Below are 16,114 nucleotides of genomic sequence, written 5' to 3' on the forward strand. Positions count from 1 at the left end.
GAGAGAAATGGTTGATATCGTCACGCTATTTCCTGATTGGCTACGCTCCGAGAATATGCTGGCCCTGATCGCGGGAGGTGCCTCCTTTGCGGTTGTTCTGATGATGTGGAACGCGTTTCTAGTAAAGGACGCGTTGCCGGGCCGGATCAAGAACCTCGAAAAACGCCGAACCAAGTTGAAAACTGATCTGGCCAACGAGACGAAACAGCGCAGCAAGCTGGTCGTACGCGAGAACATGATGCATCGTGTGGTGAAGAAGCTGCAACTGATGCGGGGTGAACGAGCAAAGGTGATGGCGGCCAAGCTGGCCAAGGGCGGATGGCGATCGAAAGATGCACTGGTGGCCTATCTTTTTGCCAAGGTTTCCCTGCCGCTTTTATTTACTGTACTGACAGCAGCTTATCTTTTTGGGACAAGCGCGGTGGAATGGTCTGTTCCAGTGAAACTGCTTGCCTCGGGCTTTGCCGGTTTCATTGGATATTTAGTGCCTGACACATTGGTGAAAAACAAGATAGCGAAACGGTATCAGGCAATCCGTAAGTCGCTTCCCGATGCGCTTGATCTTCTGGTGATTTGTACAGAGGCGGGGCTCAATCTGGATAGTGGACTTGATCGGGTTTGCCGGGAGATTGCAAATTCCGCACCTGAGCTGTCTGATGAAATTGGTCTAACTTCAATTGAAATCGGTTTCTTACCGGATCGTAGAATGGCGCTTGCCAATCTTGCGGCGCGCGTGGACTTCCAGGCGATGACCACGCTGGTTAATACTTTGATCCAGACAGAGAAATATGGCACGCCACTCGCTGTTGCACTTCGGGTGCTGGCGGCGGAAATGCGGGATGAACGCCTGATGAAAGCCGAAGAAAAGGCCGCTCGCTTGCCAGCCATTATGACGGTGCCAATGATTGTCTTTATCCTGCCGGCTTTGTTCATTGTTTTGATCGGCCCTGCGGTTCTGAAAGCAATCGATGCTTTCTCGGGCGGCAGCTGACCGCGGCTGGCGGGTTACGGTTGGGCACTCAAACTCCAATAGCTATAGCTTCCTCCTGCGTCTTATAAGAATTCAGGCGCCGTTATAGTTTGTTTCAGTGTGAGGAAGGTTCAGTCGCTTACCCTTACATAGAGCAGCCCATCACTTTCCATGGGATATCCATGCTCTATCCAAGTTATTTCCATGGTCCTTCTGTAACTCTCCACTATTCTCCATGTTTGCCCATTGTTTGGGGCTTTTAGTTGGGTTATCGGGGGCTTTCCATGAATTTCCAGGGCTACCCTGGGCTGCCCTGGGAACTCCAGGGCTCCCCAAGGTTTTCCGGTGAAAGCCCATGGATGCCCAGAATTTAGATAAATAGGGCATGGAGCGGGAAAGGAAGGCTTTAACTTGATGGAGGAGAGCGGCCCGTTCAGTAGAAAGGGACAGTGCTGGGGCAGTTTCAAGCTAAAGGGGCGCAATGTGACAAAGAAGTATCTGCATAAAAAAACGGGCCGATGGTAAGCCGGCCCGTTCGTCGTTGATCTGACTATCTTTTAGAGAGCGCCACTAAAGCCTTCTCCGAATTCGGCTGTCAGGTTCGGCTCCGTTGGCGTCCTCGGTTTGTTTGCATCCTTGCTATCCACCATCCGCTGGTTCGGGGCGAGGGAGGGCGTGCTGTCTTTCTTGGCAGGTACTTTGGCTTCTGTGGGCATAAAGCAATCAAACTTGCGATCCCGAAGACTGCCGCAAAGTTGCATTGTCCGCATCTTGTCAGTAAAGCCGCCAATTTTCAGACGGTAAAACATGCCGCCCTTTTCTTCACCTAGGTCAATCTCTTGAATAACAGGATCGACGTCACTGAGCAGATCGACATTCTGGGTCTGCACAATCCTCCAGCCTTTTTCTGCGTCGGACTTTTCTTTGTAAGATCCGATCTGCAGGAAGTAGCTGCCACCATCAGGTTTATAGGCACGAACTTCACTATTTAGGGGCATGTCTCCCGGCACCAGACCTACTTTAGTAACGGCCAGAGCTTTGTCTTCGGTAGCTTTGGTAAGGACAGCCTCGCTTTTCTTGGGTGAAGCCGGAATTGCTTTTTTGTCCAGCGTCCATTCACGTGCCGGGGCAGGGGTTTCTGCCTTTGCCATGGTCACGGGTTTTTCAACCGGTGCGATTTCTTTCTTTACAAAAGTGACAGGCTTTTCCTTCGCCTTTTCAGGTTTTTTCATTGCCGTGACAGTCGGCTTTTCAATCGGCTTCGGAGCCTCTTTCTTGGCTACAACAACCGGAGCAATATCCTTTACCGGAGCCTCTTTTGACATTGGCGGTTCGGATTTTGCCATCATCATTAGAGCATTTGATTCCGGGACAAGACTTTTCGGTTGCGTCTTGAAAGGAGATGTTTTCTTGCCCTTGGTAGCGTCCGTGCCGAGCGTTTCTTCATCCAGGCGGGAAACTAATATATCTGGATTTTCCGGCAGGCGTGGCATGTTGCCTTTCGCCCGCTCTTCGGCGGCGACTGTAACATGCGAGGCTTTCATCTTTTTGATTTGATCATCAAGAGAGGCAACCTGTTCGTCCGCGTTGCTATTCAGCGCTTCAAAGTAAAGCGCATTGTTGCGGGCATCCTCTTCTGAGAGATCCATACGTGAATATTTCATCGCCTCACCGGATTTTCCGGCCAAGCCATAGGCAAGCGCTAAAGTCTGACGATGCTTAGCCGTTGCATTCGGGTTTTCCGTAACAACTTTCAGAATTGCAATTGCCTGCTCAGTCTTGCCAGAGAGGGCGAGAGATAGTGCCAGATTACTCTTGTGATTGAGGTTATTTGGATCTGCCTTGACGGCGCGCTGATAATAGCTTTGTGCCTGCTCATGATCGCCAGCCTTGTCGAGAGCAACCGCGAGGCCGCCAAGTGATTTGCCATCATTGCTGTCAATTTCGAGGGCATTCGTAAAGGACTGAGAGGCGAGATAGGGCTTTTCCATCTGCAGATGGCTGAAGCCGATGCCGTGATGTGCTGCGAGATTGCTTGCATCGAAGGCAAGAATGCGCTGATAAACGGTAATGGCCTCATGCGGCCGACCCGTTTTACGCAGTATTTCGCTGATTTTGAGATAAGGCGCGGGATCTGTTGGTCGCTGTTTGGCAGCGGTGGCATAAATTCCGAGTGCCGTGGTAGCGTCATTCTTCTGCCACGCCCGCTCTGCAACCCGCAACATTGCCTCATAAGACATCGCCTTTGATGTGGTGGCATCGCTGGAGGTGGTTTTTGTAATAGCAGGCGGAGCTCCAGCCGGATCGGCAGAAGCAGATTGATCCGAAATAGTGTTACAACCCGCGGCAACCAAGCCAGTCGTAGCGAGAAGTACAGTCCGGAAACGAGCGGCAAGACGTATATTTTGCGGCACAGCTAGGCCTCTCTTTTAAAATATAAACCAAATCTATGCTACAGCCTACGACCATCTTCCTTAAAAACGGTTAATGGTTAGGGAAAATTGTTGTAAAATTTGTGGGACGGCCTTGAGGGTAATTTTCAGGATTTTCGCATTTTCTACCGAGTTCGATTATAAGCGCCGCCGCTTAATGGGTGCCGTCTGCGCCGCCGGGGTAGCTGAAGCAACATGTCGACTGACATCGACAGGTTGCTGCTGGGTTACGCTGACCGGGGCGCGATAGGCGGGGGTGGAATTTGCCGCCCGAGGTTGCGACGGATCGACGAAGCGATCGAACATACCGGAGCGGATTTGCTCTGGCAGCACGCTAAATAGAGAAACCGTGTTATCGAGGCCAATCCCGTTGACGAAATTGGCGATGGCGATGGTGAGTAATCCGGTGCGGACCGTACTGGCGTCTATGCCCTGCTGGTTGCAACGGGCCAAAGCGTCTGAAAATTCCTTTGCGACGATATTGTTCATGTTTTCCCTGTTCATGCTGTACTCCTGATGACGGGCCGCGCGTAGAAGCGATGCCGTTTGACATGTACAGATGACGTCTCGCGGGGGCCTTTGTGACAGGGGATGAGAAAAAATATCGAAATTAGGGTGTTCCGTGCTTTTTCCCTATAATAGGCATAGAAGCAAAGCGCCTGTAATGTGGGAAATGCGGCGCGCGCAAGGAGATTGGAATGCCAGCGGAGTTTGAAGCATTTGCCGAGTTGATTGAGAACAGCCAATCAATTGTCATTTTTACCGGGGCAGGGATCAGCACTGAATCCGGTATCCCTGATTTCCGGAGTCCCGGCGGGCTCTGGGAAAAGAACCGGCCGATTGAATTTTCCGAATTCCTTGGATCGGAAGAGGCACGGCGCGAGAGCTGGCGGCGCAAGTTCGCGATGGAATCTGTTCTGTCAAAAGCCAAGCCAAATAAAGGACATATGGCAATTTCCTCCCTTTATGATCAAGGAAAAATCGGTGCGGTGATCACGCAGAATATTGATGGCTTGCATCAAGCATCCGGCATTCGTGATGAGGATGTGATTGAAGTGCATGGAAATACGACCTATGCGAAATGTCTCGATTGCGGAACGCGGATGGAACTTTCAGAGGTGCAGGAAATTTTCTCACTCAATGAAACCCTGCCAATATGTGAAAAATGTGGCGGGATCGTCAAAACCGCGACAATTTCCTTCGGTCAGGCCATGCCGGTTGAGGAAATGCGCCGGGCCTCTGCTGCGGCTCTGACCTGCGATTTATTGTTGGCCATCGGCTCTTCCCTCGTTGTTTATCCCGCGGCGGAGATACCGTTGATGGCAAAGCAGGGCGGGGCGGAACTGGTGATCCTCAACCGCGAGCCGACACCGCTGGACAGTCACGCGGATATAGTGCTCAACCGGGAAATCGGGGAAACGCTCGCCGCTGTCACAAAATTGTAAAATAACACTCTCATAAGAAACATTGAAATTTCCCCTGATCTGGGTACCGCGTAATGAGAATAGAGAATGTATAATAGTAGTAGTTACTTATGGAAAATGTTGGTGTTTGTTTTCGCCATGGCTGCGCCCGTTTCCATCGTCACATTCTTTTTATATTCGGGCGAAGACTTTGTAATAGAAGAATATTTATTGATTCTTGCCGCTGCGGTATTACCCGCCTTGATTCTCTATACCCGGTTGGTTCGCGAAATGCAGGCGGTGGCCTTCCGCATGGAACGGGCGGCAATTATGTCCCCGTTGGAGGGGGATGACAAGGCGGGCCTGCGAACCGGCTTGCTTCCTCTGGATAATTTGCTGCTGACCATGCAGCAATACCGCCGAGTTCTGCAACATATGCTGCAAGAAGCGCAATCGCGCCAGGATGAGGCGTCGCTCTTGTTCGACATGCTGCCCGACCCGGTGTTGGTGCTCGGCAACCGGCGGAGTATCCGTCGTTCCAATGCGGCGGCGAATAAATTCTTCAACGTCACCGAGATGCAAGGGGATCTCACCCGATTCCTGCGCCATCCGGCCCTGCTGAAGGCTGTCGATGCGGCCTATGCGGGTAAGGACCCGGATACACGGATTGAATTTACCATCTCCGATGTCGTACCCCGGTATGTCGCGGCCTATATTGTCAACCTGAGAGACGAGAGCAGCGAGGGGCTTCGCCTCATTGTCACGCTGTATGACCTGACGGAGTCGCGCCGCATGCAGCAGATGCGCGTTGATTTTGTCGCCAACGCCAGCCATGAACTCAGAACCCCGCTTGCGATCCTGATCGGGGCGCTTGAAACGCTTATCGGGCCTGCGCGGAACGATCTGGAGGCGCATCAGAGGTTCTTCTCCATGATGCAGGCGCAGTCTCTCCGCATGTCGCAGCTGATTGACGATCTTTTATCGTTGTCACATATCGAGATCAATGAGCATAGTCGCCCCTCCGATCGGGTGGATATTGGTAAGGTATTACAAGGTGTTAATAGCCTGCTCAAGGCGAAATCGGTCGAAATGGGTAAATCAATTGCCGTGCAGATGCCGGAGAATGATGTGTTTGTCACCGGTGATTTTGATCAGTTGACACAGGTTTTCACCAATCTCATCGATAATGCCTTGAAATACAGCTTTGAGGAAAGCGAAATTCGCATAGAGGTGACAGTAACGGGCCGTGAAGCGCGCATCACCGTCATTGATACAGGGGAGGGTATCCCCGAAGAGCATTTATCCCGATTAACCGAGAGATTTTATCGAGTTGACAGTGACCGCAGCCGGAAACTTGGCGGAACGGGATTGGGCCTCGCAATTGTTAAACATATTGTGAGTCGCCATCGCGGACATCTCGAGATTGAATCCGTGGTCGGTGAAGGCTCGAAATTCGCCGTAAGAATACCGATTTATACCTCCTGACCCGCAGAAAACAGGGACTTGTCGCCTGTAACATTACTGTCATGAAACTGTAGTACTTCTGTCGCGAATGAAGAGCATTGTCCCGTCCAACGACAGATAATGCTGTCGTATGCAATTAACGGAGAATGAAACGTGCTAAACAAAACTCTCGGTCTGGCAATCGCCGCAACGGTCGCTACTGTTGCCCTTTCCGGACAAGCTATGGCTCGCGATCAGATCAGGATCGTCGGCTCTTCAACTGTTTTCCCATTTTCAACAGCAGTTGCCGAAGCATTCGGCAGCACTGGCAACTTTAAAACGCCAGTTGTTGAAAGCACCGGTTCTGGCGGTGGTTTGAAGCTTTTCTGCGCAGGCGCAGATTTGAACACACCTGATATAACGAACGCGTCACGTCGTATCAAAAAGTCAGAAGTTGAAACTTGTGCGAAAAACGGCGTTACCGATATCACCGAAGTTAAAGTTGGTTATGACGGTATCGTTCTTGCGAATTCCAAAGCGGTTGCGCCGTTTAACCTGACGAAAAAACAGATTTTTTCAGCTCTCGCTAAACAGGTTCCGATCGACGGAAAGCTGGTTGATAACCCATACAAGACCTGGAAAGACGTTGATCCGTCTCTTCCGGATACAAAAATCGAAGTTCTCGGCCCACCACCGACCAGCGGAACACGCGATGCGTTTGTTGAGTTGGCCATGGAAGGCGGCGCAAAAGGTTTTGACATGCTGAAAGACCTGAGAAAATCAGACAAGAAAGCATTCAAGGCGGTTGCCCATTCAGTTCGTGAAGACGGTGCCTATATCGAAGCTGGCGAGAACGACAACCTGATTGTTCAAAAACTCGAAGCAAACAAAGACGCTGTCGGCATCTTCGGTTTCAGTTTCCTTGACCAGAACTCTGACAAGCTTCAGGGCGCGACAGTTGGCGGTGTTGAACCGACTTTTGAAAATATTGCTGATGGTCAGTATGGTATTTCTCGCTCACTCTTCTTCTATGTGAAGGATGCGCATGTTGGTGAAGTGACCGGCATCAAGGAATTCATTGCAGAATTCACCAGCGAAAAAGCATTCGGTGAATATGGTTACCTGACAGAGAAGGGCCTGATCCCACTTTCCGAAGCTGAACGTGCAGAAGTACGTAAAGAAGCTCTCGCTCTGGCTCCTTTGAAACTTATGTAATCCTGATTGAAAGGGGCGGGTGACATATGTCGCTCGCCTCTTTTTTCCATTTTTGTGCCTTTTTACTAACAAAAAGAAACCGATATGAGCTTTTATCCTCTTTTAATCGTTCTTTTGCTGATGTCTGCGGTTGGATATTGGTTTGGTTCAAAAAAGGCGCTCAACACCGTCCGTAAATCCTCTAATTTTTTAACGCCGCGTCCGCATCAGTTCGGACTGTATGTTGTCATTTGGGCTCTTGTGCCGCCAGTTATTCTGGGAGGTATCTGGGCCATACTTCAGGTGACGCCAATCCAGATGGACACAGGCGCTATGCGACAGATAGACCGGGTTGTTTTTCCGGTCATTCTTCTGCTGGCAGCCGGGGCAGGGCTTTATTTCTCAATTTTAAGAATTAATCCGGATCTTCGGGTCCGCAAGACGATTGAGGGTCTGATCTATGTGATCCTGATCTTAGCCTCGATTATTTCCATTCTGACGACACTTGGTATTGTTCTTTCGCTCCTGTTCGAAACGATCCAGTTTTTCGGCAAGGTGCCGATGAGTGAGTTCTTCTTCGGCCTCACCTGGAGCCCGCAGACAGCCCTTCGCACCGATCAGGTGGGATCAAGCGGGGCATTTGGATCAATTCCATTGTTCACGGGTACGCTGCTCATTACCTTTATCGCTATGTGTGTTGCGGTTCCGCTTGGGTTATTGAGCGCGGTTTATATGACGGAATATGCGTCCAGCCGGTTCCGTTCGGTGGTTAAGCCGATGCTGGAAATTCTGGCGGGTATCCCGACGGTGGTTTATGGATTCTTTGCCGCCTTGACGGTTGGCGTCTTCTTCCGCGACCTTGGGGATTCTCTCGGGATTGATGTTGTTTCTGAAAGCGCGCTTGCCGCCGGTGTGGTTATGGGGATGATGATTATCCCGTTCGTCTCGTCTTTGAGTGACGACATCATTATGGCCGTGCCTCAGTCTTTACGCGATGGGTCCTACGGTCTTGGCGCGACAAAATCAGAGACTGTTCGCAAAGTGATCCTGCCTGCGGCCCTGCCGGGCATAGTCGGCGCGGTTCTACTGGCTGTCAGTCGCGCAATTGGTGAAACCATGATTGTGGTTATGGCTGCTGGCTTTGCCGCCAACCTGACAGCCAATCCGCTGGAAGCCGTGACAACGGTTACCGTGCAGATTGTTGGCTTGCTCGTTGGAGACCAGGAATTTGACAGCGCCAAAACTCTGGCCGCCTTTGCTCTGGCCCTGGTGCTCTTCATTGTTACCTTATGCCTGAACGTGATCGCCTTGATCGTGGTTCGCAAATATCGGGAAAAATATGACTGATCAAGCTCAAAAAGAGGGCGGCAACGCCTGGCAATCAGAGGCGTTTCTCAAGAACCTGAAGAAGCGTAAACGGTCAGAGCGCCGGTTCCGTCTGACCGGGCTGCTGGCGATCCTCACGGCGCTTACATTGCTGGCGATCCTGTTGTTCAGCATTGTCAGCAAGGGGTATACCGCCTTCGTACAGACTTTTGTCACGTTGGACATTACCTTCGCTGAGGAGGTGATCGATCCGAATGGAACGCTGGACCCGGCGGAGCTTCGCTCGGCTAATTATAACAAACTGGTGCAGAATGCCCTGCGCGAAAAATTCCCTGATGTGAAAGGTCGACGCGACTTGAGACGGTTGTTTGGTCTCGTCAGCGGAGATGCGAATACGAAGCTACGTAAAATGGTCGAGAATGACCCGGAACTGATCGGTAAGACGATCCCTGTCTCTCTCCTTGCCGGGGATGATGTCGATATGGTCAAAAAGGGCTATATCGATCGTAATCTGGTGGAGGATGACCGCCGCGTAAAAGACAAGGAGCTTGCCTGGCTGGATGTGCTGGAAGCAGACGGTGACATTAAACTTCATTTCAATACGGGATTCTTCACCAATGGCGACAGTCGGGAGCCGGAAAAGGCGGGTATTGCGGGCGCCATGGTTGGCTCATTCTATACGCTCGTGATTACTATGGTAATTGCCTTTCCTATCGGTGTGATGACGGCGATCTATCTCGAAGAATTCGCGGCCAAGAACAAGCTCACCGACCTGATTGAGGTGAATATCAACAATCTTGCGGCGGTTCCCTCGATCGTCTTTGGTCTTCTCGGGCTCGCGATCTTCCTGAATGTGGCACATATGCCCAGATCAGCGCCGGTCGTTGGTGGTTTGACGCTCGCGTTGATGACGTTGCCGACCATTATCATTGCTGCCCGTGCGGCTATCCGTGCCGTGCCCGACAGTATTCGTCAGGCGGCGCTTGGCCTCGGGGCCTCAAAACAACAAGCGGCGTTTCATCATATATTGCCACTTTCCATGCCGGGCATTCTGACGGGCACGATTATTGGCCTGTCACAGGCTCTCGGTGAAACGGCACCGCTCCTGATGATCGGAATGGTCGCCTTTATCGCCGATATTCCGGGCGGCTTTAACGATCCGGCAACGGTTATGCCGGTGCAGATTTTCCTCTGGGCAGACAGTCCGGAGCGGGCCTTTGTTGAAAAAACATCCGGCGCGATCATGGTATTGCTCGGGTTCCTTATCTTAATGAACGCTTTTGCGATTTTCCTTCGCAAGAAGTTCGAACGTCGTTGGTAGAAGGAAATGAACGTGCAAATCCAAGCAGAAGAAAACGTCGAAAGCCATCCCAATACGGACCATGGGGTTATTATCTCGACGCGGGATGTCAATGTGTACTATGGCGACAATCATGCTCTTCAGGGCGTATCGCTGAATATTAACAAGCATCAGGTGACCTCCCTGATCGGTCCTTCCGGTTGCGGTAAGTCAACTTACTTGCGCTGTATTAACCGGATGAATGACACGGTGGACGGATGCCGCGTCACAGGAGAAATCTTGCTCGACGGCGTTGATATTTACGGCCCTGATGTGGACGAGGTTCTTCTTCGTGCGCGCGTTGGTATGGTGTTTCAGAAACCGAACCCGTTTCCCAAATCGATTTACGATAATGTTGCCTATGGTCCCCGAATTCATGGCCTTGCCCAGAATAAGGACGATCTCGATGAAATTGTGCTCACCAGCCTTGAAAAGGCAGGCCTGATCAAGGAAGTGCAGGATCGTCTGCATTCATCGGGTACCGGCCTTTCCGGCGGGCAGCAGCAGCGGCTCTGTATTGCTCGGGCACTCGCTGTGCGGCCGGACATTATCCTGATGGATGAGCCCTGTTCTGCGCTCGACCCGATTGCCACGGCAAAGGTCGAGGAACTGATTGATGAGCTTAAGGAAAACTATACCATCATTATCGTGACCCATTCGATGCAGCAGGCAGCGCGTATTTCCCAGCAGACAGCCTTCTTCCATCTTGGGGAAATTGTTGAGACAGGAAATACCGAAAAACTATTTACCAGCCCATCCGATGAACGGACGCAGGGCTACATCACCGGTCGGTTCGGTTGATAACACAGTCAGGAACAGGAGAATTCCAAAATGAGTAGCGGTCATATCGTTAAGTCTTTTGACGAAGAGCTTGAAGATGTTCGCAATACCATTGTCGAGATGGGCGGACTTGCCGAATCCCAGCTTGAAGCAGCCGTACGTTCCTTGACCGAGCGGAATACCGAACTCGCGCTCAAGACGATCGAGGCGGACAAGGCTGTCGATAGTCTGGAGCAAGAGGTCGATAACAAGGCGATCCGCGTGCTGGCGCTCAGAAATCCGGTTGCAGATGACTTGCGGCTGGTGATCTCGGCACTCAAGATAGCGTCCGTCCTGGAGCGGGTTGCCGACTATGCGGCAAATATATCCAAACGTGTGATCGCGCTGAATACATCGCCGTCGCTCGCGCCGATTTCCTCCATCCCTCGGATGGGCGATATGGTTCGCCGGATGATTGATGACACATTAAAGGCCTATGCCATTGGCGATCCTGATCTCGCGTATGATGTCTGGAGACGGGATCAGGAGGTGGACCAGCTTTATAACAGTATGTTCCGGGAACTCCTGACCTTCATGATGGAGGATCCGCGCAGCATTACAAGCTGTACGCATCTGATCTTCATGGCAAAAAATATTGAACGGATCGGCGATCATATGACAAATATAGCCGAAATTATCATCTATCAGGTCACCGGCGAGATGCCGACGGAACCGCGCCCGAAGGGCGACAAGACCAGTGTCACCATGATAGAGAATGAAAATCCTTAAGGTGTTAGTATAACCAGATGAAGATACTTGTAGTAGAAGATGAGCCGGCCATGGTCGAGCTCCTGCGATACAATCTTGAAAGCGAAGGATTCGACGTTGCTTCCGCTCATGACGGGGATGAAGCAATGCTTGCTATCGAAGAAGAACATCCCGATATGCTCCTGCTCGACTGGATGCTGCCAAAGGTGTCCGGTATCGAGATCTGTCGCCGTCTTCGCCGCGACCAGAAGCATAGCAACCTGCCGGTTATCATGATCACTGCGCGCGGGGAAGAAGCCGACCGGGTGAGGGGCCTAGATGTTGGGGCGGATGACTATGTGTCTAAACCCTTTTCACCAGCTGAACTGATGGCTCGCATTCGCGCTGTTCTCCGCCGCCGTAATCCGGAAGCGGGCAACGAGCAGCTGAGCGTCGCCGATGTCGTCGTCGATCTGGTTGCCTATAAGGTCAAGCGGGGCGAACGAGAACTGCGCTTGGGTCCTACGGAATTCAAGCTGCTCCGTTACTTTATGGAGCGGGCAGGGCGAGTCCTTACCCGTGAGCAACTGCTCGATGGTGTCTGGGGCCAAAATGTTTATGTCGAGGATAGGACGGTTGATGTCCATATCCGCCGCCTGCGCAAGGCGCTGAACGAAAAAGGTGACGTCGACCTGATCAGGACTGTCCGCGCGGTGGGTTACTGCTTCGAGAAGGCATAAAAAATGCCGCCCAGCTGGTTGCAGGGCGGCATTTAATTTATTCAGATAACGCCGTTAGTTTGACGCGGTCTTGATCTGTTCTTTCAGCTTGTTGATTAAACCTTCAACGCCAACACCGGGCTGGCTGACCACAGAGGCAAATTCGGAGCGATGCGTCTGTGCCATGCTGATACCCTCAATAATGACATCGACGATCTTCTCGCCGTCATTGGTTTTGCGAACCCGCCAGTCAAGCTTGATAGGCGGGCCGTTGGGCCGAACAATCACGGAATGAACCAGCGATTCCTTGTCATTGAGTGATGTTGCATCCTTGATTTCCAGATTTTCCCCGGAATAGGAGCCGATTTTCTCGGCGTAACTTGTCACCATGTAATCGCGAAAAACATTTAGAAACTCGGTTTGTTCTGCGCCGGTTGCGCCGCGCCAGTACTGACCAAGAACAAAGCGTCCGATGCGTTTCATATCAAAGCTGGAATCAAGAAACTTCTCGAAGCGTTCCTGCTTTTGCTCTTCGCTTAAAGACTTATCCGCAAGCGTAGCTACAGCCTCATCTCCGATAGCCTTGACCATCGCCAGGGCAGCTTGTTCTTTGGTTTCAGCCGCAAAGGCCGATGGTTGAAACAGGACAGTCATTGCCGCAGCGATGAGCGTTCCCTGGAAAAATTTTCGTCTCGTGAACATTAAAACACACCCCCGACGGAATTCGTTTCCAATTGGAAAATAAAATTTCGAATAAAAAAATTAAATCTAACTAATTTTTCTTAACGGGCTCGTCATCATCATCGAATGACATATCCGGCAATTGTGTCGAATTGCTGGCACCATTAAGAATCATATTGTTCCGATTTTGTCGATACAGGCTTCTGATTGCCGCATAGAAGTCGATCGAGTTCTTTTCGATTTCATCAAGAGCCTCGATTGAACGAGACCTTTGGTCCAGCCCATGGGCCGCTGTGCGAATGACGCCGAAATGTTCGATATCATTTTCTTTGGCGGCGTAATTGATCGGGTCGAGATAATAATCGGCAATACCACCAACGGCGGCACGTGTTGTTCTTGGACCGAGGATTGGAACAACGAGATACGGCCCTTCCTGAATGCCCCATTTCGCAAAAGTCTGGCCCATATCTTCAGATGGAGTATTCAATTTGGCCACATCAAACAGGCCGCCAACCCCCAGGAAAGTATTGGTAAAGAAAGCGCCCATGTTGTCGCCGGCGCCATTGAGGTCGCCCTGCAGGACATTATTGATCAGGTAGATCGGCTGCGACAGGTTGGTCAGGAAGTTCGTGACACTATCGCGTACAGGCTCTGGAACGACGCCACGATATATTTCTGCCACCGGTTTGAAGAACAGCGCATCAAGCGCGTAGTTCACGTCAAAGAAGTATCGGTTCATCGGCTCAAGCGGATCGTAAACCTCGTTATACATCACCGCGACGGCTTTGCCGTCTTTTTGCTGCGGTGTCGCACAGCCACTGACGGCAACGAGAAGCGCAAGGGCCGTTAGACCGGCTTTTAGGGAGGATGATTTTGAACGCAAACCCATTTTTATCTTTTCCAACTCAATACCTGTGGTCCGGAAGTGAGGCCTAACCTATCCGGTAAGAGTTACCAAAGTCTTTAACCTTATTACTTAACCCTGTTTAATCGATTTTCACAAAAAAACAACGTTCTTAGACACGGCAATCTCAGAAGTTGTAATTATCACATGGCCATATTCAAGGCGAGTCGCTGTTTTTTCAGGTCAACAGATTACTACTATGGTGTGGCGAAAAAGTCGCGAGTTAGGCAATATTTTTCCTGTACTAAGATATAAAGATATGTTTATATCGTTCAAATTGATGATTTTATTGAGGTTGATGTGGAAAATCTGCTCCAGGGATTGCGCGCTGCCGGGGAGGAAACCCGGCTGAGATTGCTGGTACTTTGCGGCCATTCGGAATTGACGGTCAGTGAACTGACACAGATTCTCGGGCAAAGCCAGCCACGTGTTTCCCGTCATCTTAAACTTCTGTGCGATGCAGGCCTGCTGGACCGGTATCAGGAGGGGAGCTGGGTTTTTTACCGATTGTCGGCGAAACATAACGCGTCACTGTTAGCCCGTACGCTCGTTGATCTGGTGCCGGAGGAAGACCCCATTGTTTCACGGGACTTAGATCGTCTTGAGGTTGTTAAAAAGGCGCGGATCATGGCGGCGGAGGAATATTTCCGTGAGAATGCCGTCCGCTGGAACGAGATTCGCTCCCTTCATGTCTCCGAAGAAGCGGTGGAAGAGGCTCTTGTCACACTTACCAAAGGTCACAAGATCATCGATTTCCTTGATATAGGCACGGGGACCGGCCGTATGCTGGAGTTGTTCGGCCCCAAGGTTACCCACGCGATCGGCGTTGATTCCAGCCGGGAGATGTTGTCCTTCGCGCGTTCTGCGATTGAGGATGCGGGCCTTAGGAATTGTCAGGTGCGCCTCGCGGATATGTATAACCTGCCTTTTATTGCTCAGTCACAGGACGCTATCGTCATCCATCAGGTGCTCCATTACGCGGAAGATCCGGCGGTTGCCATCAGGGAAGCTGCGCGCCTTCTTCGCGGTGATGGCATTTTGGCGATTGTCGATTTTGCCCCCCATACACTCGATAGCCTGCGAACCGAACATGCCCATCGGCATATGGGCTTCGATGAAGACAGTATTCGGGCCTACTGCACCGACGCGGGGCTTGAGCCGGAGGATTTCAGAGTCCTGAAAGGCGATCCCCTTACTGTTAATATATGGACGGCCGTTCCGGCCGCCGTCACCCAATCCAAAGGAGCCGTTGCGTCATGATTATGTCAGGAATACCGGAGCGGAACGATGTTTCCAGCGGGTTGAGGGAGGCCGGTGCGCGCAACCGTGTTGACGTATCGTTCGAATTTTTCCCGCCGACGTCTGACGCGCTTGCGGAAAAACATTGGCAGGCCCTGATGCGCCTTGCACCGCTCAATCCGAAATTTGTCTCGGTTACATACGGGGCCGGGGGCTCAACACGGGAGCGGACCCATTCGCTGGTTAGCCGTATCCGGCAGGAAACGACGCTGGAACCTGCTGCTCATCTTACCTGCGTAGGGGCGGAGAAGGGCGAGATTGAAGAAATTGCTGAACGCTACTGGGAGAGCGGTATCCGCCATCTTGTCGCGTTGCGTGGTGATCCACCGGAAGGGTTCGAGAGGTTCAAGCCGCACCCCGGCGGATTTGCAGGCTCGGTTGAGTTGATCGAATTTCTCAAGAAAAAGCACGATTTCGAAATCTCCGTCGGGTGTTATCCGGAAATTCATCCCGACGCGAAGTCCAGCCTTGCCGATATAGACTATCTTAAACGCAAGATGGATGCCGGTGCGACTCGGGCGATTACTCAGTTTTTCTTCGATCCAGAAGTTTATCTTCGCTTTATCGACAGAGCGCGGGCCCATGGTATTACCATTCCGATTGTGCCGGGTATATTGCCGGTCACCAGCTATTCCAAAATCCGACAGTTCAGCAAGCAATGCGGCACGCAGGTGCCCGCGTGGCTGACACATCTGTTTGAAGATCTGGATGAGGACCCGGCGACGCGTAATCTTGTCGCCGCGATGGTCGCGTCCGAACAGTGTCTGCAATTGCAGCGCGCCGGGGTCACGGATTTCCATTTCTACACATTGAACCGGGCGGATCTGGTTTATTCCGTCTGCCATACGCTTGGGCTGCGGCCTGAGTTAAAGACTGTAACTTCTTAAATAATTTAACT

15 protein-coding genes are annotated in these 16,114 nt (G+C 51.5%); 11 read left to right on the forward strand and 4 right to left on the reverse strand.

The features are described 5' to 3' along the window. Positions 1-7 precede the first annotated feature (7 nt). The gene (locus tag LKE13_RS12750) at positions 8-991 is read left to right on the forward strand and encodes a type II secretion system F family protein (protein ID WP_227951753.1); all 984 of its coding nucleotides are present in this window, start codon (positions 8-10) and stop codon (positions 989-991) included. 536 nt (positions 992-1,527) lie between these two features. On the opposite strand, the gene LKE13_RS12755 is transcribed toward LKE13_RS12750, so the two are convergent. Beyond that, positions 1,528-3,384: a tetratricopeptide repeat protein gene (locus LKE13_RS12755; RefSeq protein ID WP_227951754.1), complete on the reverse strand. Its 1,857-nt coding sequence runs from the start codon at positions 3,382-3,384 to the stop codon at positions 1,528-1,530. 156 nt (positions 3,385-3,540) lie between these two features. Next, positions 3,541-3,906 carry a hypothetical protein gene (locus tag LKE13_RS12760; protein ID WP_227951755.1) on the reverse strand — a complete coding sequence of 122 codons (366 nt, stop codon included), beginning with the start codon at positions 3,904-3,906 and terminating at the stop codon, positions 3,541-3,543. 194 nt (positions 3,907-4,100) lie between these two features. Here LKE13_RS12760 and LKE13_RS12765 point away from each other — a divergent pair, with 194 nt between their 5' ends. From LKE13_RS12765 to phoB, 8 genes are all read left to right on the forward strand, one after another. Further along, a complete protein-coding gene (locus tag LKE13_RS12765) occupies positions 4,101-4,847 on the forward strand; it encodes an SIR2 family NAD-dependent protein deacylase (RefSeq protein ID WP_227951756.1) in 747 nt (248 codons plus the stop codon). Between the two features lie 66 nt (positions 4,848-4,913). After that, entirely contained in the window at positions 4,914-6,290 is a 1,377-nt protein-coding gene (locus LKE13_RS12770) for an ATP-binding protein (RefSeq protein ID WP_227951757.1), read from the forward strand. 132 nt (positions 6,291-6,422) lie between these two features. Next, positions 6,423-7,463, forward strand: coding sequence for a PstS family phosphate ABC transporter substrate-binding protein (locus tag LKE13_RS12775; RefSeq protein WP_227951758.1), 1,041 nt, complete (start codon positions 6,423-6,425; stop codon positions 7,461-7,463). Positions 7,464-7,547: 84 nt separating this feature from the next. Further along, entirely contained in the window at positions 7,548-8,789 is a 1,242-nt protein-coding gene (gene pstC, locus LKE13_RS12780; protein WP_227951759.1) for a phosphate ABC transporter permease subunit PstC, read from the forward strand. Next, positions 8,782-10,089, forward strand: coding sequence for a phosphate ABC transporter permease PstA (gene pstA / locus LKE13_RS12785; RefSeq protein WP_227951760.1), 1,308 nt, complete (start codon positions 8,782-8,784; stop codon positions 10,087-10,089). The genes pstC and pstA overlap by 8 nt, the downstream gene beginning before the upstream one ends. 6 nt (positions 10,090-10,095) lie before the next feature. Continuing rightward, complete coding sequence (gene pstB, locus LKE13_RS12790) at positions 10,096-10,908, forward strand: phosphate ABC transporter ATP-binding protein PstB (protein ID WP_227951761.1); 813 nt, start codon at positions 10,096-10,098, stop codon at positions 10,906-10,908. A gap of 30 nt (positions 10,909-10,938) precedes the next feature. Beyond that, positions 10,939-11,655, forward strand: coding sequence for a phosphate signaling complex protein PhoU (gene phoU, locus LKE13_RS12795; RefSeq protein ID WP_227951762.1), 717 nt, complete (start codon positions 10,939-10,941; stop codon positions 11,653-11,655). 17 nt (positions 11,656-11,672) lie between these two features. After that, positions 11,673-12,353, forward strand: coding sequence for a phosphate regulon transcriptional regulator PhoB (gene phoB / locus LKE13_RS12800; RefSeq protein ID WP_227951763.1), 681 nt, complete (start codon positions 11,673-11,675; stop codon positions 12,351-12,353). A gap of 54 nt (positions 12,354-12,407) precedes the next feature. On the opposite strand, the gene LKE13_RS12805 is transcribed toward phoB, so the two are convergent. Both LKE13_RS12805 and LKE13_RS12810 read right to left on the reverse strand, forming a co-directional pair. After that, a complete protein-coding gene (locus LKE13_RS12805) occupies positions 12,408-13,034 on the reverse strand; it encodes a phospholipid-binding protein MlaC (protein ID WP_227951764.1) in 627 nt (208 codons plus the stop codon). A 70-nt stretch (positions 13,035-13,104) separates the two neighbouring features. Continuing rightward, positions 13,105-13,902 carry a VacJ family lipoprotein gene (locus LKE13_RS12810; RefSeq protein ID WP_227951765.1) on the reverse strand — a complete coding sequence of 266 codons (798 nt, stop codon included), beginning with the start codon at positions 13,900-13,902 and terminating at the stop codon, positions 13,105-13,107. A gap of 315 nt (positions 13,903-14,217) precedes the next feature. Here LKE13_RS12810 and LKE13_RS12815 point away from each other — a divergent pair, with 315 nt between their 5' ends. Together LKE13_RS12815 and metF are read left to right on the forward strand one after the other, a co-directional pair. Beyond that, positions 14,218-15,177 (forward strand): ArsR/SmtB family transcription factor, encoded by a 960-nt coding sequence (locus LKE13_RS12815; RefSeq protein WP_227951766.1) that lies wholly within the window; start codon positions 14,218-14,220, stop codon positions 15,175-15,177. Between the two features lie 2 nt (positions 15,178-15,179). Continuing rightward, entirely contained in the window at positions 15,180-16,103 is a 924-nt protein-coding gene (gene metF, locus LKE13_RS12820; protein WP_415776533.1) for a methylenetetrahydrofolate reductase [NAD(P)H], read from the forward strand. Positions 16,104-16,114: the final 11 nt, after the last annotated feature.

It is taken from the genome of Sneathiella sp. HT1-7 (genome assembly GCF_020731145.1).
Taxonomy (GTDB): Bacteria; Pseudomonadota; Alphaproteobacteria; order Sneathiellales; family Sneathiellaceae; genus Sneathiella.